Origin of the sequence: Methanosarcina sp. 2.H.A.1B.4, from assembly GCF_000979385.1 — an archaeon.
In the GTDB taxonomy this organism is placed as follows: Archaea; Halobacteriota; Methanosarcinia; order Methanosarcinales; family Methanosarcinaceae; genus Methanosarcina.
The window spans coordinates 156,853-175,993 of sequence record NZ_JJOV01000002.1; the positions used below are offsets into that span (position 1 = coordinate 156,853).

Sequence of the window (19,141 nt, forward strand, 5' to 3'; positions counted from 1 at the left end):
TTAGAAGAGTCTCTAATAGCTGCATAAAAAATTATGTATTATATATTTATGATGTATTGAAAATTTATTTACTGTCCGTAAATATAAGTATTAATAATTACATACTAAATTAAAAGGTAAAAAGAGACATCAAAAACGGCAGAGTGTCTCTATGTAGTTTTTATAGGAAGTTCAGGCGAAATCTCCGATTAACGGGAAGGAGGATTGGATTTTATGAGTCAAAGCGTCAAAGATATTACAAATATTAGTAGTGTAAAGATAGCGGATTTAACCGCAAACCCTGCTCCTCTGGGTTTGATGGGTTTCGGAATGACAACTGTGCTTTTGAATATACACAATGCAGGCTTCTATCCGATGAATTCGATGATCCTATCTATGGGCATTTTCTATGGTGGATTAGCTCAGGTCATTGCAGGGATTGAGGAATGGAAAAAAGGCAATACGTTCGGAGCCACGGCTTTTACATCATATGGACTTTTCTGGCTTTCTCTTGTGGGCCTTGTTTTAATCCCTAAGCCTGAAGGCTATTCAATGTTTGCTACTGAGGCGTTCCCATTTGCCGCATACCTCTTCATGTGGGGAGTTTTCACCCTTTTCATGTTCATAGGCACACTAAAAGGCTCAAGGGCTCTCTCTGTTGTTTTCCTGACTCTTACAATCCTGTTCTTCTTGTTAGCCGCAGGAAACTACCTTGGCAGTGCAGCAATACTCAAAATCGCTGGTTATGAAGGAATCCTTACAGGACTTTCAGCCATTTACACTGCCATGGGCCAGGTACTGAACGAGGCTTACGGGAAAAAGATGGTTCCTCTCTGAAAAAGCGTGTGACAGTTAAGGAATATTTTTTCGGGCTCTTAAGCCCGGATTTTTTTTATATTAAACTTTCATACTTATTTATTCCCCATTATCTATATTATCAGCTATTTTTAGTGGACTTATTTTTTTGACTATGTCTATTTATTAGCTGTTTTTATCGCCTATTTTTTGTGTATATTTTTTGCCCATTTTTATCGCGGTCATTTAGTTCGGATCGCTTTTTGACATAGAGTATTTGGTTTCATATATTTATGCGATTTTTTAGAAAAATACTTATTTCTTAATACGCATTTGTTTTTTTATATTATTCGTATTAAAACTAAGCAAATTAACGAGGAAGCAGAATGGATATAAAAATCGACTGGAATGAGCTCTGGAAAGAAAGAATGGAGTTGCAGAGTAAAACGCAGATGAATACTGATTGTACAAACATGTGGAAAAGGAAAGAGAACGCCAGACGTTTCTGGGAAATGTCTCTGGAAAATAAGGATAGGATTGAAAAAACCCTGACTGGGATGGTTCTTTCCCCGGAGTCCAGAGTCCTTGACATCGGGGCAGGCCCCGGAAGCCTGGCAATTCCTCTTGCGGAGAGAGTTGCAAATGTAACAGCAGTCGAGCCTGCAGAAGGGATGATGGAGATTCTGAAACAAAATATCGAGACTTACGGAATAAAGAATATCGATTGCGTCTATAAAGACTGGGAAACTGTTGATACAGAGCCTGACCTCTGCCCCCCTTATGATGTCGTGTTTGCATCTTACTCCCTGGGCATGAAAGATATCCGGGCCTCAATCCAAAAAATGATTGACGTGTCTTCAGGATATGTTTACCTTTACTGGTTTGCAGGAGATACGTCCTGGGACATACACTCTCGAAAACTCTGGCCCATCCTGCACGAGTGTGAGTACAGGCAGGGCCCAAAGGCAGACGTTCTTTACAACGTACTCTACGATATGGGAATCTATCCAGATGTGAAGGTATTTCCTTTTGAACACAAAAACCGCTTTAAAAATCTCGAAGAAGCTCTTGAGCACTTTAAGCCTCAATATGCCGCATTTTCGCCTGAGCAAGAAGAAATTCTCAGGTCTTACCTTCAGGAAGTACTTGAGGAAGAGAATGGGGCTCTCGTACAGAAGGGCTGGAGTACAAGGGTAAAGATGTGGTGGAAAGTCTCTGCCTTTTAAAAGAAAAAGATTTCGAGTACAATAATTCAAATATCCCTTGCGGGATAAAATATATATGTGAATATTATTACTAAAAATAGTTTACGAAACTGAGATATAGTAGTATTTCACGTGCGCCCTCCGTGAAAACTTCCACATATAAGGTTCAGACAAGGTATTTTTGCCCTCCATAAAAAAGGGAGGGCAAAGTTATCATGCCCTCTTTTGCTTGTGTTTTTGCATATTTTTGCCTGTATTTTTTCCCGAACTCTGGCGCTTGCTCAAAGAGATGAGATACAAAGCGCAACCATAAAGATCCCGAAATCCATTCCCGTGCTACTCAGGATCTGATGTTTCACAAAAATTATGTATGTTATCGTTAGGAAAATTGTCAATCCGGCGACAACCTCATTTTGGGTCATTTTTGTTTTCACGAAGATTAAATATTCGTTATAAATTTGCCGTCGACACTCAGAGTACAGGGTTGATCCTGTAGAATTACACGTTTTTTGCGCGTCCAAGTTTTTAGAATAAAGTATCCCGTTGCTTTTTTTAAAAATTTCTGATCGAATAGTTTATCTGTATAAATATAATTGATAGTTTATCCACACAATTGTTAGTTTAATGAGATACAAATTGTTTAATGGTTTATCCATTATACAGATCTGCCCATATTATAGTGAAATAATTATATTTAAAAGTCAGACTGTATTAGTTTCATGAGCTCCAATGAATTTTCTGGAAGTTTTGGACACATTTTCAAGTACCGTAGAACGAATAACCCTGAATATAAAAAGGAAAATGCCACCATCGAACTGTTGAAAAGTTCTATTTTAGTTGCATTCTCCGGTGCATTAAGAATACACCTCGCATTTCTATTACTTCATATTCAATCAAGTATACTAACCTGTATTGCAGGTGGTCTAATAATTTATACTGTATACACACTTGACAGAGCTTTGGGAGCCGAGGAAGACACCGTAAACCGGACGGAACTTAATGGCTCGAATAAAAAAGTTGGACTTGTGATTTCACTGCTGGCTTTTATTATAGGAACTTATATACTGGCAAAAGAGGGAATTCTTACACTTGCGTTCATACCTTTCATAACTGGCTATCTTTACAGTAAAGGCATAAAAATCGGCAAGTTCGCTTTGAAACTCAAAGGAGGACTTGGAATTAAGAATATTGTTGTGGGGCTTACATGGGGTATTTTTATTGCAGGCCTTGCAGGCAGTGGGTGTGGAAATCTGGTTCCTATTGTTCTGGTTTTTATTTTCTTTGGAGTCAAACTCTTTATTAACTCTGCCATCTATGATTTCAAGGACATTAAAGGAGATACTCTTGCAGGTATCAAGACCCTTCCCGTGAGCCTCGGAACACAGAAAACCCGCAATCTTCTTACTGCCATGCACCTTATCTCCCACCTGGCACTCGGGATTGCCCTTATCCATGGAGTCCTTGCTTTCGAACCCCTTATAGTTCTCTACAGTTTCATTTGCGGACTGATATGCATCCAGAACTTTACAAATTCTGAGGATGAAAACCTTTCTTCCAGAAAACTTGAAAGGACCTTTCTTGTGGACGGAGAATCAACTTCGATTCTTGGACTCAGGATGATTGCAAGCGCTCTGATTGCATAAGACCTGACTGTACAAAAGATTCTAATAAAAAACTATGATAAAAGACTCGATCTGATATTTGATCCGATACTTGATCTGAGAATACATCTGGAGCCTGATGTAATTAAAACGTTTACAAAAAGTATTAGTAAAAAAGATCTGTTGAAAGCCTGTTTAAATAGGCTTTAAACAGGTTAGACTGAAGATCGAGCGTCTTCAGCCATACTTTCAATTCTGTTTTTCAGGTTTGTCCTTCAGACTCTCCGAAAATCCGCAACCTCAGGACATTACAACATTTAAGTTTACAGACTCTTTATTTCAACTGCACCCTCTTTGTAATGTTTAAAAAGGTCTTCTCCCCATTTAAGTGATAAAGAGTCAAAACCCACAAGGTCACTTCTCGGGTCAAAGGTTCCATTTTTGAAAAACAGTGAGAGTGACATAAACCTGTCTGTTACGACAAAAGCTACCTTTGCGCTGTCGTAGACATGGAAACTTGTGTGTTTGTACTTAAGAAACTCTTCAATTTCAGCGTTATGCTCACTTTTTATTTTAAAAAAGACATTTGGTGTAACAATTATGGAGATCGGGATATTCCTGCGGGCCATTTCCAGAAACATCGATGGATAGCTGGGAAGGAAAATGGATGCAAACCCCATAAAACGACCGGAAGTCAGGACATTTTCCATGAACGCCTTATGGGAATCATAAATATGTTCATGTTCGTCCTTTATAACTCTGCACTCCTTTAGCTCTTGAATTCGATTTAGCAACATATCAGGAACTGCTATAAGGTCATGTTCTTTCCAGAAGTCTTCGTTTGCTTCTATAGCTGTCAGAGTGTCAAGGAAAGGTTTGTAATATATAGCTGCAACTTTCCCCAGAGAAGTCAGCTGATACAGTCCTTCCTGTCTGATAATTAAATTCGCGGTTTCCATTTCCTTCAGGCGAGGTAGAATCTCCGGTGATTTTACATCGAAGTATTCCCTGATCTCCGAAAGGGTTTTTGGGCTCCCCTGAAGTAGAAATAAAATATCTTTTCATTTTTCAGAAAAGGTTAGGATGCTTAAAAGTCCAGTTGATTTCACACATATCAGCCCGTGATTTTTTATAATGTATTTAGAGAAATTGGAGAGTTATTATGGAAAAATAAGTTCTCCGACTTTGATTTGAAGCGAAGGTAATTTGATTTTTTTAATTTTTATCATCTTTTATATTGAATTGAGGTGGCAGTTATATCAGGGTGATATAATATTGCTAGAATGGTATACGAATTCAAGATATATTATCTTTTTCAAGAGTAGACTTGATTCTTAATAATTTTTGATGATATTTAGAGATTATATGTACCAGTCTTTCGAAAACGTAAGATATCCAGTTGGGAAATAGGTAACACTTTACAAAAAATATTCGTGTGATGATGATATAAAATGATTTTACTAATATAAGGATTAAAGCTACATATTCAGCCAGCAGGTTGAAAATCATGGATAAAAAATTGATATTTGATGTAGCCTTTCGAGGAATTATTAATGAAAGTACGCAAATCCAGCAGTGAAATAAATGTGTACGCAAATGTATTAATTAATTAAAAAAGTAATTGGTTAATCAAACCCTCATATACAGCACACTTAAGTAAGAATAGATAAAAATTTCAACTCCGGCAAAGCTATTATCTTTAAAATCATGCCGTTCTGAAAAATAAGCTTAAAATAAGATTCTGAAAAATGAGCTTAAAATAAGATTCTGAAAAATAAGCTTAAAATGAGAATGTACCCTGCCCTTAAATGCAGGGTACTCGAGTTTTTACATTGAGCTCAAGTGTATACCTTGAGTTTTTCGTTGTCTTTACTGATATTTCAATGAAGGAAATGCCGCATGCCTGTAAAAACCAGGGAAACTCCAAGTCGGTTTGCAGTAGCAATAACCTCATTGTCCCTGATCGACCCGCCGGGGGAAACAATATAGCGGATGTTATTTTCTGCTGCATAGACTACGCTATCATCAAAGGGGAAGAAAGCGTCTGATGCCATTACACATTCTAACATAATCTTCTGGCAGTACTCTTCGAAGGGTGCAGCAGGCTGCTCACGTTCATAGATTACCTTTAGATTTTCAACTGCCTTTGTAGCTGCCAGTTTGCGGATCGAGTCCACCCTGTTAGGCTGCCCTGCCCCCATACCCAGTGCCATGAAGTATCCAGGTTCGTATTCGTGAGCAAGGGTCACAGCATTGGATTTTGTAGCTTTGCAGGCTTTAAGGCAGAACTCCGAGAGGGCGCGTTTGTCCTCAGGATAGGGGATTTCAGTAACATACTCCCATTTTTCGTAGATCCCCATATCACGGCTCTGCTTAAGCATGCCCCCGATTACGTATTTGTAGGTGTATTCCGTCCCGAAAACCTCTCTGAGTTCCGGAAGTTTCAGGAGCCTCAGATTTTCACTTTTATTTTTCAGGTATTCAAGGGCATCGGGCTTGAAGTCAGGGGCGAGGATGATTTCGACGAATTTCCCATTCAGAAAAGTTGCAGCTTCAAGGTCAAAAGTCTCGTTTGTACAGATTATGCTTCCGTAAGCCGAAATCGGGTCTCCGTCCCAGGCAGCCTGCAGAGCCTGCAAGAGTGTGCCTCCAGTAGCAAGTCCGCATGGGTTATTGTGTTTTACAATTACCACAGCAGGAGAAGTATTCCCCAGTTCTTTGACCGTCTGAAGAGCATTGTCGGCGTCTACATAGTTGTTGTAGGAAAGTTCTTTCCCGTGCAACTGGGCAGCTTTTGCCAGACTCGGACCTTCAATTTTAGGGTCTTTAAAAAAAGAGGCTTCCTGATGCCAGTTCTCCCCATAGCGAAGTTTTACGCCATTGGTATATTTCAGGCGCAGTACATCTTCTCCAAGCAGGGTCCTGCTCAGATAAGTATCAATGGCTGCATCATAATCAGCCGTATGCCTGAAAGCTTTAACCGCAAGATCAGCACGGGTTTTGTCGGAGATAATTCCGCTTGAGCGCAGTTCCGTAAGGACATGCCCGTAGTCCGAAGGGTCAGATATCACCGTTACCGAGCGATAGTTCTTGGCTGCCGAGCGGAGAAGGGTAGGACCCCCGATGTCTATGTTTTCGATGGCTTCTTCAAGTTCCACACCCTCTTTGGAAACCGTTACTTCAAAGGGGTACAGGTTTACGGCCACCAGATCGAGGAGAGAAATGTCTTCTTTTGCGGCCTCCGCCATCTGTTCTTTGCTGTCCCGCAGGCATAAGAGCCCACCATGAATTCTCGGGTGGAGAGTTTTGACTCTTCCCCCCATCATCTCCGGATAGCCTGTGACTTCCGCGACATCAGTAACCTCGATACCGGCATCACGAAGAATTTTCGCAGTCCCGCCTGTTGAGATGATCTTCACGCCGAGTGCTTCAAGCCCGCGTGCAAATTCCGTAATTCCTGTCTTGTCTGAAACGCTGAGCAATGCCCTTTTTACCAAAAAATCACCAATATATTTGGTTTAAAAATTATTAGCTATAAAACTTATGGTTTACATATTATTTTATTAATAAGAAACTTTTTTTATTGAAAAAAATCAGAGTTTAATTCCTCAAATACAACATTTCGGTTAACATTTAATCATGAATCTCTTGAGGTTCTAGTTCTTTAAGTTGTTGGTATTTTGGAACTATCTTTTCTGCCCCTCTACCATCAGGAACTTCTTTCAGGAAAAGTTCAGATGAAATTCTTATTGCCTGGAAATAGAAAGAATAAGTGGTATAGGGGGATAGGGGTACAGAGTCATGACCCAGAAAAGGTCAAATAAAAAGAAATCCAGATGCCTTTAAGAAACCTGTTCTTGTGGTTAAGGCCGGGAAAATAAACATGGTAATGGAGTTCTTTGATGCAGGAGAAAAAACCGAAGAAATTGACACCTAATGAGCCCTTGCAGGAGTATGAGATTCCTGATAACAGGCATAATTTTAACCGGGTATGGGCACTTTTAAAGGAAGAGTACCCGGATGCAAAACCGTCTCTTAACTACAGCAACCCTCTGGAACTTCTTGTAGCAACCGTGCTCTCTGCTCAGTCAACGGATGTCCAGATTAACAGGGTGACTGAAAATTTGTTCAAAAAATACAGGACTGCCGAAGACTATGCCAGCGCAGACATAAGGGAACTTGAAATTGACATTTATTCCACAGGATTTTACAAAAACAAAGCAAAAAATATCAAAGCTACTGCGCAATTGATTGTCGAGCGCTACGGTGGAGAAGTCCCGGAGACCATGGAAGAACTGGTAACCCTTCCCGGTGTTGGAAGAAAAACCGCAAATATAGTGCTTGCCAGGGTTTTTGGGGTAATAGAGGGTATTGCCGTGGATACCCACGTAAAAAGAGTATCGAAAAGGCTGGGCTTTACCAGGCATTCAGATCCTGTAAAAATAGAACAGGACCTTATATCACTTGCCTTAAAAGAAGACCTTGATTCAATTTCCATGACCTTTATTTATCATGGGAGGAGGGTTTGCAGGGCGAGGCGACCCCGCTGCTCCTCATGTGTTGTGAACCCGTTCTGCCCTTCGAGTATTATGTTTATGGACCTGTAGCCTCAATGTGGAGATGATGGAAACTTTGAATTCAAAAGGTCAGGCTTTTTTATTGAACACTTTTCCAAACCCGAAACTGATTGCCAGTACCGCAAGTGTTCCCACTGCAATTGCCAGGACTTCTCCTCCCTTGCCCATACCTTCAATTGAATAGTCAGGCATTGGAGAACTTACTGCAGGTTCCATTTCTTCAAGTTGAGACATCTTTGATTCTTCAATAATGCCACCTGCTGCACTTTCAAGCCCATCGGGGTCTGGAGATGCAAGGAAGGGAGCAAGGACAGAAAGCAAAAGCGCAATCGCAATTCCCACATAGAAGAATTTCAAGTTAGAGTTTCCACTCATGCGTGAACCTCCTTCTTAGACTTCTCTGGTCTGGCAGTGAAACTATCCTCAAGGAGATCAGGACGGGATTTTGCAATAGCGGTGATTACAACTGCAGTGATCAGTCCCTCACCAATAAAACCAATTATCAGGTGATAGGTACCCATTGCCATAAGTCCCGGAACCAGGGGGAAGGTGCCCGCAAGCCACATCTGAACAGCACAGACCATTGCAGAGATAAAGAGCCCGAGCCAAGCGCCCCCGAAAGCTGCGATACTTGTGCCCACACTCTTGCGAAGGGAAACATAAGTATAATATCCGACAAATCCGGAGATGACACCCATGTTAAGGATATTTGCACCCATGGTGGTGATTCCACCGTCACCAAAGGCAAAACCCTGCACGAGCAACACGAGTGTAAGTACCAGTACTCCAGCCCAGGGGCTTCCGAAAACAATTGCCACAAGGGCTGCCCCTACCATGTGTCCGCTAGTACCCATCCCTATAGGGATATTCATTGCCTGAATAGCAAAGATTCCTGCTGCAAGGGCAGCGAGAATCGGTACTTTCATCTCGTCAAGCTCTTTTTTTGCCCATCTCATTGACATTATAATGAAAGGAAGGGCAATAACCCAGTAAATAACTGCCTGGCTTAAAGGTATAAACGAATCAGGTATATGCATATTTCATTTCCTCTTTCTATATTTAAATTTTAATTTACCCACTTGAGACTTTTTAGAGACTTTTTAGAGACTTTTTAATATATTCTGGAATCATCAAAATTTAGATTTGTTTTCAGTATCTTGTGACCGTAATAGATCAAAAACTCAGAAGAGATTACAAAGGCTCCTCCTTGTTCATGGCGTACATCCAAAAAATATTTTTAAGAATATTTTTCAGATGAGGATAAAAATCCCATAAAACAAAATTTGTAGAATTTTATAATGTGAATAAAGATCAGTTTATTAATCTATTACTACTGTTACTGTCATTCATTTTGGAACAAATTCTTTAAAGATTTTCCTATATCTTAGATAATTCAGTATTACATATATACATTTTGGTATTATTTTTTTAGACAATTATTTAGGGAAGTCATCTTCAGGACCTGTGTTTTTATTTTTAAATCAGATTAAATATTCCCATATTACCCACCAAGTCGAATATATATTCGCAGAAAAAAAGTTGGTGTTAATTTACATAGTCCCCATTTTTCAATGTATTTTTGATTTTTGCATAGTTGCCTTTTTATGCCATTAAGTAATATATACTCATTCGATTTAAAGCTTTAGTAATATTTGTTGTGAAAAAAAAGTACATTGGTATATTGCCAGATTTGTATTATATGGAGGAGTATTTATAGACTGCAAGAAAGTTATTGCCAATTACTGGAATTTCAGGTCTTCCACTTACAAAAATGGAGTAAATGGCTTTGATGAAGAAGAACGCACTGTCTGGAAACAAATATTTGAAAATTCCCTGGTTTCCGACAAGCGTTTAAAAGTATTGGATGTGGGAACAGGCACTGGTTTTCTCGCACTCCTTTTTGCCGAGATGGGGCATGAGGTAACAGGCATAGACATTTCCGCAGGCATGTTAGAGAAAGCGAGGAATAATTCAGATAATATGGGTCTTGAAATTGATTTATTCCACGGAGACGCGGAAAATCTGCCTTTTGAGGACGGTCATTTTGACCTGGTTGTGAGTAAATACCTGCTCTGGACCCTCCCGGAGCCTTCCTGTGCAATTCGCGAATGGAAAAGAGTCCTTAAACCGGAAGGCATGATTTTTGCCATCGATGGCAACTGGTTTGATCCCCGACCAGACAAATGTATCAAAAGAATGCTTTCCGAGTTTGCTGCAAGGTTTGCAAAAAAGAACCAGTACAATTTGATTTTCAAGGACTGCTACGGCCCAATAAGGAATTCCCTCCCCCTCTATGAAAAAATGAGTCCGGAGAATGCTTCCCTTCTCTTTTCTGAAACCGGATTTGTGAACACTGCAATCAATCCTCTCCGGGAGGTTCAGGAGTTTCAAAAAAATAGGCACTCATTCTCGCAGAGGCTTCTGGGGGATAACTCCATTTTTTTGATATCAGGGCAGAAAAAGTGAGGTTAAGCCTCTCTGACCCCGGCATTTTTTAATCAAAACTTTCCCTAAAATGCTCCAACATTTTTATAATCACTCCGTTAACAATCTATTTTTTTGTATTTTCTTATTATATTTATGAGTTTTATTAAGATCTCTTACATTTTTCCTCATATTTTTTACATAATACAACAAAACTTTTTATCATACTTACTTGTCGAAAATTATGCAAAACTTTATATGTGAATCTTGAAAACTGCCCATAAAATATACACATATTATATTTTTTGTAATTCATTGTTGAGGAATAACGAGGGATCTAATCTCATGAACAGCTTACTGAGTGCTGAAGACAACAATTTTCCATTCAAATTTCAGGAATATGAGCCACAATTATACGACATAAGGTCTCACATATTGCATTTTTACAGCAATATTAAAGATCTGGATTTAAGTACAAAGGCAGAGGCGAATCTTTCCGACCTTTATGAAATCTTCTCCGAACTGGATGAACTTGGGCATCGGGATGTTGCTGAAGATCTCTGTCAGGCCTTACTCAGGGACCCGTTGATCAGATCCTTACTTCCCGCTGTCTACACCAGTTACACCCATTTTTTCAGCCTGCACGAGACCCATCTTGCACGAAAAATTCTGGACTGCAAAGAACCCTGGGAAATGCTGGAGTCTTTTCCCCTGTATTCCAGATACGAAGATATGATTAAAACCCATGTCCAGAATTCCCCCAAAATTGAAGTGCTGGCTTTTATAGGCTGCGGCCCCCTTCCTGTTACCCTGCTAATTTTTAGTAAACTATACGGCATCCGCTGTATCGGCGTAGATAAGGATCCCGAAGCAGTGGTACTGGCAAAAAGTTGTGTAAAGCACTTTGGCCTCGAAAAAGAAATCAGTATTGTCGAGGGAGATGAAAATACACTTGCAGAACTCGACTGGGACTCTGTGCTTGTAGCAGGGCTCGCTGAACCCAAACAGCGCATCTTTAGGAACCTCCATTCGATTATAAAAAATCGAAAGTCAGAACCTGAAAATCCAACCTCGGTGTGCTACCGTAACTATAGCGGAATGAGGCAGTTGCTCTACTGGCCAGTCCAACCGGACCAGACCACGGGTTTTCGAAAAATAACTGAAATCTACCCTTCTGGCAAGGTAAACAATACCCTGGTCTTCATGGAGTGTGAATAACATCCCGAAAATCGATACCGCGCCCTTAATTGCCGAACTTTGGCAGATTTCTGTTATGGTAAATGATCTTGGAGAGGAAGAGATTCTGGAAAGCTCCTCTGAAGAACTGCATTCCATATTTATAAGGCTGGATGAACTTGCAGCCCTAAATGTAGATGAAAAGTCTACTGATGCAATCCTTAAAAGCCCGGATTTTAATTATCTGATGGATGCGATCTCTCGCTTTCGGTTTTTATATAACCTGAAACTTGAGATTGAAAAAGCAAAAAGCCTTCTTGAAAGCTCGAATCCGTGGAAAACTCTCCGGAATTTTACATTTTACCCGAACTACCTGCAGCTTGCCAGGACCGAATATACAGATTCCGGCCTGGAACCCAACGACTGTGTTCTTTTTCTTGGCAGCGGCCCTCTCCCCCTGAGTCTGATAGTGCTCTGCAGCGAATACGGCCTTTCCGGAATAGGAATTGAGCAGGATGGAAAAAGGGCAAGCCTCTCCCGAGAGGTAATTGCCCGCCTCGGTCTTTCCGAAAGCATCAAGATAATAGAAGGAAACCACTTCATCCTGCCCCTTAAAATCAGCTGTGACCTTTACATGGTCGCTGCCCAGGCTGAACCCAAAAAGGAGGTATTCGAACACCTTGCAAAAGTCATTCCTGAGGGGAGCAAAGTCTCCTACCGCCTCTACGAAAAAGGTCTTCGGAGAGTTCTGGACGGCAGTTCCCTCTTTGAGCTGCCTTCAGGATTTGAAGAATGCCTCAGGGTTCAGCCGGAACCTCCAGTTAATAATACGGTTGTATTTCTGAAAAAAAGATGAAAACCTCTGGAGATCTGCAGAAAACGAGTTTCAAAAACGATACAACTCTAGCCTCTTTTCAGGCAGCAGATCTTTCAGATATAAAGATGGATATATAATATGCAACATGCGCTCAGGAGCAAAAAAAAGATATCCGGAATCCTTATTTTTGTCCGATAATATGCTTTTTCATACCCTCTTCCATAGCCTCTGCAAAGCATACTGATATAGGTCCTTTCTCCCTGCTCGTAGGAGCGTATGAAAATTGCGCTCATACTATTTCCTACCTGCTCGATGGCCCATCTCCTCGGCACATCTTTGTTCCAGATATCAAAGAGCCGGGTCTGCTGTGCGATTCTTATCCTTTTGAGGACGGCCCAGAACAGAAAGAGATAACGCACCATCATGCTCAGGAGCAAAGTAAATTCCCTTGGAATGCCCATCCTATCTGCTGCTGAAACCATGTCTCTCAGCCGTGTAGTGGAAGATAGCAGGACGATGGCTGTTATGCAGACCAGAAATTTCGCAAGCAATGTACTCCCAAAAGCAAGTCCCTCGTATGTTATACTTAGCCCTAAAGGCAGGTCAAATGGGTAAAGAGTATAATTTTCAATGAAGGAAGGTCTCAGGAAAGGCTGGATAAGGGCAATTCCGAGTCCGAACGGTAAAATCGCAACAATACGAAGGAAAAAATATCTTAAATCCAGCCCGGAAACAAGCACAAGAAGCAGCAAATAAACTTCTATGGCAAAAAGGTGAATCATATTTTTTTCGTGAATCCGGGGCAGACTAACTACATAAATGATTATCGCGAGCGCAAAGAGTAATTTGACCCGGGGGTCAAGCCTGTGTATGGGACTGTTTTTATATGATTCGCGTTCGATATCCGTGAGAGTTACCATAAATATAATCTCCTGTAAGGAGCCTTCTTTCCGGCTTTCACTCATTCCCCGATTTTTGCTGTCCAGAGTTTATGAGCCGCAGTATTTCATCTCTGGCCGCTTCGGCTGTTATCTGTATGTTTACATCGAGTCCTTCTTGCCGGAGCATTTCGAATACTTCAGCCACTCTCGGAAGTCTAAGGTGAGCTTTCTTCAGGAGTTCGGGGTCATTGAATATCCCCTCCGGACTTCCGTCAGCCTCAAGTCTCCCATGATGAAGCACAAATACCCTTTCAGCAAAATAAGGGACAACATCCACATCATGGGTTGAAAGAAGCAGGGTAATTCCAAGTTCCCGGTTCATTTTCATGATGAGTTCCAGGATGCGGGCTGAACTCAAAGGGTCAAGCCCTGCGGTGGGTTCGTCAAGCACAATAACTTCCGGACGCATGGCAAGGATGCCTGCAATTGCCACAAGTTTCTTCTGCCCTCCGCTCAGATGGTGCGGAGCTCTCTCTTCAAAACCTGTAAGGCCCACCATTTCAAGGGCTTCTTTAACTCTGGTTTCTACCTCTTCTCTGGACAAACCCATATTGATAGGCCCAAAAGCTATATCTTCTTCAACACTTGGAGCAAGCACCTGGTCATCAGGGTCCTGAAAAACTATCCCCACTGCCTCCCTGCACATACGGACATTTTTTTTAGTAACAGTTTCTCCTTTTACCAGAACTTCTCCGGAAAGAGGACGAAGGATCCCATTGAGGTGCTTAAAAAGAGTTGATTTTCCTGCCCCGTTAGCCCCAAGCACTGCAACCCTTTCCCCTTTGAAGACTTTCAGGTTGATATTATCAAGGGCGTTTGAATCAAGATGAGGATATCTATGACAGAGGTCTTTGACTTCAAGGATAGGAATACCACTTATTTCAGAGGTCCGGTCTGCTTTTTCGGAGCTGACCCCTGTATTAAGATTCCTCCGACCTGCGATTTCTTTCGGGATAGATTTTGCTTCTTCTGAGGTGTGTGGGAGCTTCGATATACTCATACTTGAAAACGTCCTGTATGAAGATCGTGTTTAACTGCTGAAAAATAATTTTTTCAAAAATCGTGTTACATCTAATGAAGTTATCTTTTTTATGTGTTATGGTTTTTATTTTATATTTATTCCATTTTATTTTAAAGACACATGAGTTCATTTTGCTGCTTGCGCGTTATGTTTTTACGAGAGTTTCTAAGTTTGTGCTCCATTGTCTGCACTTTTGTCTGCAATTTTCCTGTTTCAAAGCTTGAGAGATAATTATACAAATCTTCCCCGCATCTTTTACTGTGATGCACCGGGTCATTCTTCACATAGACATGGACTATTTTTATGCAGCCATTGAGGAGCGGGAAAAGCCGGAACTCCGCGGAAAAGCAGTTGTGGTCTGCATGCTCTCCGGAAGAAGCGAACTCAGCGGATCTGTAAGCACATGTAATTACATTGCACGAGAGTTTGGAGTCCGATCAGGGATGCCCTGTTCAAGGGCTAAGAAACTCAATCCCGAAGCCGTTTTCCTGCCTGTAAGGAAGGAGTTTTACACTTCAGTTTCAGACAGGATCATGGAAATTCTCCGCAACTATGCAGACCCCGGAGAAAACGGAGATTCCTTTGAACAGATAAGTATTGATGAGGCTTTCCTTGATATTACCGACAGGACGGGGGGAGACTTTAACCTTGCTTTAGAGCTCGGGATGCAGATTAAAAAGGAAATCAAAGAAAAGGAGAACCTGACCTGCTCTATAGGAATCGGACCAAATAAGCTTATTGCCAAGATGGCTTCCTCCGCAAAAAAACCTGATGGAATTACGGTCGTGAGTCCGCAGGATCTGGAAGCTTTTCTCTGGCCGCTGAAGGTGTCCAAACTCTGGGGGATAGGGGATATAACTGCAAGAAAATTGCAGGAAATGGGCATAGTTACAGTAAAGGACCTTGCAGAGTATGATGTTATCAAACTTATTTCCAGCTTTGGAAAATCCCGGGGTACGTGGCTTAAACAAGCTGCTGCAGGAATTGATGACTCCCCCCTTAAGGAAAGGGACGGCTCAGAGCAGATCGGAAGGATTGCAACCCTGTCTGAGGATACTCTGGACCCGGAACTGATCTTTCCGCTGTTGGATAGGCTAGCAGGAGACGTTATTGAAAAACTGGACTCAAGGGAACTCTCCTTCAGGGTTGTAACCGTTACAGCCATAAACTCGAATTTCAGGATGTACACCAGGAGTCACACACTCAACCATGCAGTCTCTTCAAAGGAAATACTTCTTGAAGTATCCCGGGAAATCCTGGGCGGGTTCCTTTCGGAAAACAGGACTAAACTCCGGCGCGTGGGGATAAAGGTAGAAGGGCTCCAGAAAAGAAAGGGTCAGAAAAGCCTTTTTGATTATTGACTGCTGTGTTGTGCAGGTGTTTGGGAGTATGTCTACCTTACTGTTTGTGTATGTTTAGATTTTATGTTTGCCTGGTCGTTTATACAGGTTAGGAGAGTTATGTTTACTCTACGAGAGTTATGTTTACTCTATTATAGATGTACAGGATTCTATCTACCTACATAATTTATATACATCACCAGTATATAAATGACCATTGCCTTAGTTGGAATTATTTTATTGTGATTACCACTTTATTGTTAACCCGGGAGAGAATTTTTTTCATAAAATTTATCAAACAAGAAATGCAATAATAATAAGGATAACATTTTGAAATTGCTTCCATAACCTGAATTCCTACCCCATTTTTTGAAAGAGGCTATTTTTTATGAAGATCACCTCTGCATGTGGGTTTCTTCAAAACGACACTTTATCTGAAATTCACAAAAAATGGCGAAAAATATTAAAAGTGGGAAAGGAAGGACGGCTGCATAAGGACGGTTAGGAGAGGGACAATATGATTAAAAAACCGTTTACAATCCAGTTTCCGGAAAATCCAGTCAGCGGCTTCAGCTGGGATATCGCAACCAGTAACGGTCTACAGATAATGAGGGACAGGTTTGTCCCTGAAGATGAAGAAGAGACTGGCAGCGGGGGATACCGTGTATGGGACATTCAGGTAACTTGCCAGGGAAGTCAAAAGATAACAGGCACATACCGGAGGGGTAACCAGATAGCAAGTTGCTTTGAGATCAATATTGATGCCGAATAATACTTTTTACAGGTCACGGGACCTGGAGCCCTGACAAGGCCACCTTCTCTGGTTTAAGTCCATCCGCCCTACCTTGCCGTGGGCTCACTTTATATTTAATCTACTTTTTCCCCTGGTTGTGCTTCCCGAGTTTCGCTTCGGCACCCGAATTGCGCCTCGGCACCCGAATTGCGCCTCGGGAGTACGCGGTCCTTTTCGCTGCGCTCAAGAGGACTACTTGATGGGGTTTAGCTGAGCTGCATTCAAGAGGGCGAATTAAAAAATATTGATAGCTTTTCCTTGTCCTTCCATCGTGTATTCTATAATTTATCTCTTAGTTGAGGTCAATGAAAGAATTTCGATTATGGCTTATTTCAACAGCAGTGACGGATTGCCTGGTGTTGTAGATTCTCTGGCTGGCGAGCCGGCTCAGCTCTGCGCAGTCATAAGAGAACACCGAAAACAGTGGCAAAGGCACAAGACAGAAAAAAAATAGGAGATGTAAGTCAGGCTGCCCGGAATAATGTCAAGAGATTAAATATGGACAACCTGAACATTTAACACTGGATAATACTTACATGAATTTCACAAGCGGGCAGACCTCTATACAGGCTCCGCAGTGAGTGCAGCTCTCCCTGATCCAGGCTCTCTTTTCTTTCATTTCAATCGCGCTGTGCTCACAGTGTCCTACACAGACCCCGCAGCCCTGGCAAAGAACAGCTCTTCTTACCGAGAACTCGACCATTCGCATGAGCTTTTTCAGTGTTTTTTCGTTTTCGCTTCTTCCGTTTACATTTCCTGAAGCAAAGACCTGAGCTCTGGATTCCCCCAGGGCAACAGAGGCAGCCCCTTCTATAAAGGAAACTTTCCCTACAGGATTAAGCATTCCGCTTTCTTCAAGAGTTTCGATATCTATCGCCTGTCCGAAACTTCCATCCGCAGAAATCCCTCCTGCTTTGCAGGGCCTGTATCCGGTGGCAACTTCAAAATGGAGCTCTCCGGGAGCTTCCTGGGTAGGGAGCAGGGATATTCCTTTTTTATCCGCAAGCTCCTGCAGGACCTTTGGGTAGCGTTTGTAGCGCCATAAGCCGTATTTTACCCATTCGGGGGAAAGCCCCATCCGTTCTGCGTAAGCCAGGAGGTGGGAGTTGAGTTTTTGTGCAAGTTCAGGATGGCTTTCCTTAAGCTGGAAAAAGTCGGATAGTGAGGAGGAGGGGCAAAGCCAGCATCCCATCCGGTCATACCCTTTCTCATAAGCCGGATTATAGGGAGCTTTTGTCCTGAAGAGATAGAGCCAGACATGCAGAGCTGTCCATTCCTGTATGGGAGACGCTCCGACCTGATTTCCAACCCAGGGATTTTTCCAGACCTTATTACTGATGGAGCGAGCATGGGATTCGTACTGGCGCTGGCCTATGAAACTCAAGCAGCCCCCCTCATAGTTTTCGTCAATAACCCTGGTAATGGGCCCCAGTTTGCAGATCTTGCAGCACCAGCGCGTATCCATTGTAGGAGGCCCGAAAACTCCGATAGACTCCCAGAAAGAATCTCCTGAATTAGCTGTCCTGAGGGTTTTTCCATAATATTCTGAAACCTTTCTGACGTTTTCAAGGGTTTCCGGAAACTCAATCCCTGTATCTGCAAACATCAATTCATAATCGTCCAGAGTTTCATCCACAAGCTGCAGCACTGCAAGGCTGTCCTTGCCCCCGGAATAGGATACGCTGACTTTCAGATCCATACTTCCGGAAACGTTTCTTATGAAAGAATGAGCAGTCTCTATTATTGAGTCAAGAATTTTCTCATTAGCTTTTACGGCATCATCCCAGCTCTTTTCCGGGAGGAGGATTTTTGCAGCCACGGGTTCTGCACTCCAGCGCGGCTTTACCGCATTCCCGCGCTTCTCTTCAATCATTTCCCTGCCTGTCAGCCGGGCTCTCCCGCAGCAAACTACCTCTCCAGAAGGAAGAAGAACGACAACCTCGTCCTCTTTTTCGATTTCCGGGTCTGCATCAAGGACTCCGGGAGCAAGAATACTTGCCCCTTTTTTCAGGATAAAAGGCATAATTTCCGGCTCGATAACAACCCATTTTTTAAGCTCTTTCCTGTCCCTGCCCTGAAAAAGCCGCCGTGCTCCTTCAAGCCTGGGGAGCAGGACCCATGTGCAGTTTTCTATTTCAAACCTGATAGATGCAAGGACTTCCCCGTCCACTATAATTTCATCCATCCGGTCTTCATAAGGGGCTTTGTTAAGCACCACAAGGTGCCCTTCGGGGATAAGGGGGGCATTGAACTGTTTTTCAGAAACGGAATTTATGCGTTTTATATCATAATCAAAAGCCGGACGAATATCGCCGGGAGGAGTGACCTCAACTTTTTTTGCTCTATTGCCGCAACCACACTGTTTTCCGAGCACAGGCACATTGCAGGCATCGCACCAGTGCAGGAGCATTTTGCCAAGGTATACTGGTTTGGACATGTCATGCAGATTGAGCGAGGTTCACCTTTAAAAGG

Annotated in this window: 16 protein-coding genes; 9 read left to right on the top strand and 7 right to left on the bottom strand. The window is 42.1% G+C overall.

The window, feature by feature from the left end; all coding sequences use genetic code 11:
• Window positions 1–213 precede the first annotated feature (213 nt).
• The 3 genes from EO92_RS00775 (at window position 214) to EO92_RS00785 (ending at window position 3,622) form a co-directional block, all read left to right on the top strand.
• Complete coding sequence (locus EO92_RS00775) at window positions 214–816, top strand: acetate uptake transporter (RefSeq protein WP_048161357.1); 603 nt, start codon at window positions 214–216, stop codon at window positions 814–816.
• 344 nt (window positions 817–1,160) lie between these two features.
• Window positions 1,161–2,000: a class I SAM-dependent methyltransferase gene (locus EO92_RS00780; RefSeq protein ID WP_048168720.1), complete on the top strand. Its 840-nt coding sequence runs from the start codon at window positions 1,161–1,163 to the stop codon at window positions 1,998–2,000.
• A 698-nt stretch (window positions 2,001–2,698) separates the two neighbouring features.
• Window positions 2,699–3,622, top strand: a complete 924-nt coding sequence (locus EO92_RS00785) for a UbiA family prenyltransferase (RefSeq protein WP_048168721.1) — start codon at window positions 2,699–2,701, stop codon at window positions 3,620–3,622.
• Between the two features lie 281 nt (window positions 3,623–3,903).
• Here the strand turns inward: EO92_RS00785 and EO92_RS00790 are convergent, their stop codons facing one another.
• Together EO92_RS00790 and purH are read right to left on the bottom strand one after the other, a co-directional pair.
• Window positions 3,904–4,539, bottom strand: a complete 636-nt coding sequence (locus tag EO92_RS00790; RefSeq protein ID WP_235283106.1) for a winged helix-turn-helix domain-containing protein — start codon at window positions 4,537–4,539, stop codon at window positions 3,904–3,906.
• Window positions 4,540–5,460: 921 nt separating this feature from the next.
• On the bottom strand, window positions 5,461–7,077 hold the full coding sequence (purH, locus tag EO92_RS00795) for a bifunctional phosphoribosylaminoimidazolecarboxamide formyltransferase/IMP cyclohydrolase (RefSeq protein WP_048134099.1): 1,617 nt from the start codon (window positions 7,075–7,077) through the stop codon (window positions 5,461–5,463).
• Between the two features lie 405 nt (window positions 7,078–7,482).
• On the opposite strand from purH, the gene nth reads away from it, so the two are divergent.
• Window positions 7,483–8,187, top strand: a complete 705-nt coding sequence (gene nth, locus EO92_RS00800; protein WP_048168722.1) for an endonuclease III — start codon at window positions 7,483–7,485, stop codon at window positions 8,185–8,187.
• Between the two features lie 39 nt (window positions 8,188–8,226).
• Here the strand turns inward: nth and EO92_RS00805 are convergent, their stop codons facing one another.
• Both EO92_RS00805 and cbiM read right to left on the bottom strand, forming a co-directional pair.
• Window positions 8,227–8,532 (bottom strand): PDGLE domain-containing protein, encoded by a 306-nt coding sequence (locus tag EO92_RS00805; protein WP_048168723.1) that lies wholly within the window; start codon window positions 8,530–8,532, stop codon window positions 8,227–8,229.
• On the bottom strand, window positions 8,529–9,194 hold the full coding sequence (gene cbiM, locus EO92_RS00810; RefSeq protein WP_048168724.1) for a cobalt transporter CbiM: 666 nt from the start codon (window positions 9,192–9,194) through the stop codon (window positions 8,529–8,531). The genes EO92_RS00805 and cbiM overlap by 4 nt, the downstream gene beginning before the upstream one ends.
• 823 nt (window positions 9,195–10,017) lie before the next feature.
• Between cbiM and EO92_RS00815 the strand changes: the two genes are divergently transcribed.
• The 3 genes from EO92_RS00815 to EO92_RS00825 all read left to right on the top strand — a co-directional run bounded on the left by EO92_RS00815 (window position 10,018) and on the right by EO92_RS00825 (window position 12,613).
• A complete protein-coding gene (locus EO92_RS00815) occupies window positions 10,018–10,623 on the top strand; it encodes a class I SAM-dependent methyltransferase (protein ID WP_235283107.1) in 606 nt (201 codons plus the stop codon).
• Window positions 10,624–10,926: 303 nt separating this feature from the next.
• Window positions 10,927–11,799, top strand: coding sequence for a nicotianamine synthase family protein (locus EO92_RS00820; RefSeq protein WP_048168726.1), 873 nt, complete (start codon window positions 10,927–10,929; stop codon window positions 11,797–11,799).
• Window positions 11,792–12,613, top strand: a complete 822-nt coding sequence (locus EO92_RS00825) for a nicotianamine synthase family protein (RefSeq protein WP_048168727.1) — start codon at window positions 11,792–11,794, stop codon at window positions 12,611–12,613. Before EO92_RS00820 ends, EO92_RS00825 begins: the two co-directional genes overlap by 8 nt.
• Window positions 12,614–12,687: 74 nt before the next feature.
• On the opposite strand, the gene cbiQ is transcribed toward EO92_RS00825, so the two are convergent.
• Both cbiQ and EO92_RS00835 read right to left on the bottom strand, forming a co-directional pair.
• On the bottom strand, window positions 12,688–13,494 hold the full coding sequence (gene cbiQ, locus EO92_RS00830) for a cobalt ECF transporter T component CbiQ (protein WP_048142183.1): 807 nt from the start codon (window positions 13,492–13,494) through the stop codon (window positions 12,688–12,690).
• A 37-nt stretch (window positions 13,495–13,531) separates the two neighbouring features.
• On the bottom strand, window positions 13,532–14,515 hold the full coding sequence (locus tag EO92_RS00835) for an energy-coupling factor ABC transporter ATP-binding protein (RefSeq protein WP_048168728.1): 984 nt from the start codon (window positions 14,513–14,515) through the stop codon (window positions 13,532–13,534).
• Window positions 14,516–14,799: 284 nt separating this feature from the next.
• On the opposite strand from EO92_RS00835, the gene dinB reads away from it, so the two are divergent.
• Window positions 14,800–15,897, top strand: a complete 1,098-nt coding sequence (gene dinB, locus EO92_RS00840; protein WP_048168729.1) for a DNA polymerase IV — start codon at window positions 14,800–14,802, stop codon at window positions 15,895–15,897.
• Window positions 15,898–16,393: 496 nt separating this feature from the next.
• Window positions 16,394–16,648: a protease inhibitor I42 family protein gene (locus EO92_RS00845; RefSeq protein WP_048134120.1), complete on the top strand. Its 255-nt coding sequence runs from the start codon at window positions 16,394–16,396 to the stop codon at window positions 16,646–16,648.
• A 553-nt stretch (window positions 16,649–17,201) separates the two neighbouring features.
• On the opposite strand, the gene EO92_RS00850 is transcribed toward EO92_RS00845, so the two are convergent.
• Window positions 17,202–19,106 carry a phosphoadenosine phosphosulfate reductase family protein gene (locus tag EO92_RS00850; RefSeq protein WP_048168730.1) on the bottom strand — a complete coding sequence of 635 codons (1,905 nt, stop codon included), beginning with the start codon at window positions 19,104–19,106 and terminating at the stop codon, window positions 17,202–17,204.
• Window positions 19,107–19,141: the final 35 nt, after the last annotated feature.

Excerpts from the sequence above, each read along its gene's own strand:
- EO92_RS00805 (WP_048168723.1), bottom strand. The coding sequence starts at position 8,532 with ATGAGTGGAAACTCTAACTTGAAATTCTTCTATGTGGGAATTGCGATT.
- EO92_RS00820 (WP_048168726.1), top strand. The coding sequence starts at position 10,927 with ATGAACAGCTTACTGAGTGCTGAAGACAACAATTTTCCATTCAAATTT.
- nth (WP_048168722.1), top strand. The coding sequence starts at position 7,483 with ATGCAGGAGAAAAAACCGAAGAAATTGACACCTAATGAGCCCTTGCAG.
- cbiQ (WP_048142183.1), bottom strand. The coding sequence starts at position 13,494 with ATGGTAACTCTCACGGATATCGAACGCGAATCATATAAAAACAGTCCC.
- EO92_RS00785 (WP_048168721.1), top strand. The coding sequence starts at position 2,699 with ATGAGCTCCAATGAATTTTCTGGAAGTTTTGGACACATTTTCAAGTAC.
- EO92_RS00780 (WP_048168720.1), top strand. The coding sequence starts at position 1,161 with ATGGATATAAAAATCGACTGGAATGAGCTCTGGAAAGAAAGAATGGAG.
- EO92_RS00850 (WP_048168730.1), bottom strand. The coding sequence starts at position 19,106 with ATGTCCAAACCAGTATACCTTGGCAAAATGCTCCTGCACTGGTGCGAT.
- cbiM (WP_048168724.1), bottom strand. The coding sequence starts at position 9,194 with ATGCATATACCTGATTCGTTTATACCTTTAAGCCAGGCAGTTATTTAC.
- EO92_RS00835 (WP_048168728.1), bottom strand. The coding sequence starts at position 14,515 with ATGAGTATATCGAAGCTCCCACACACCTCAGAAGAAGCAAAATCTATC.
- EO92_RS00845 (WP_048134120.1), top strand. The coding sequence starts at position 16,394 with ATGATTAAAAAACCGTTTACAATCCAGTTTCCGGAAAATCCAGTCAGC.
- EO92_RS00775 (WP_048161357.1), top strand. The coding sequence starts at position 214 with ATGAGTCAAAGCGTCAAAGATATTACAAATATTAGTAGTGTAAAGATA.
- EO92_RS00790 (WP_235283106.1), bottom strand. The coding sequence starts at position 4,539 with ATGGAAACCGCGAATTTAATTATCAGACAGGAAGGACTGTATCAGCTG.
- dinB (WP_048168729.1), top strand. The coding sequence starts at position 14,800 with ATGCACCGGGTCATTCTTCACATAGACATGGACTATTTTTATGCAGCC.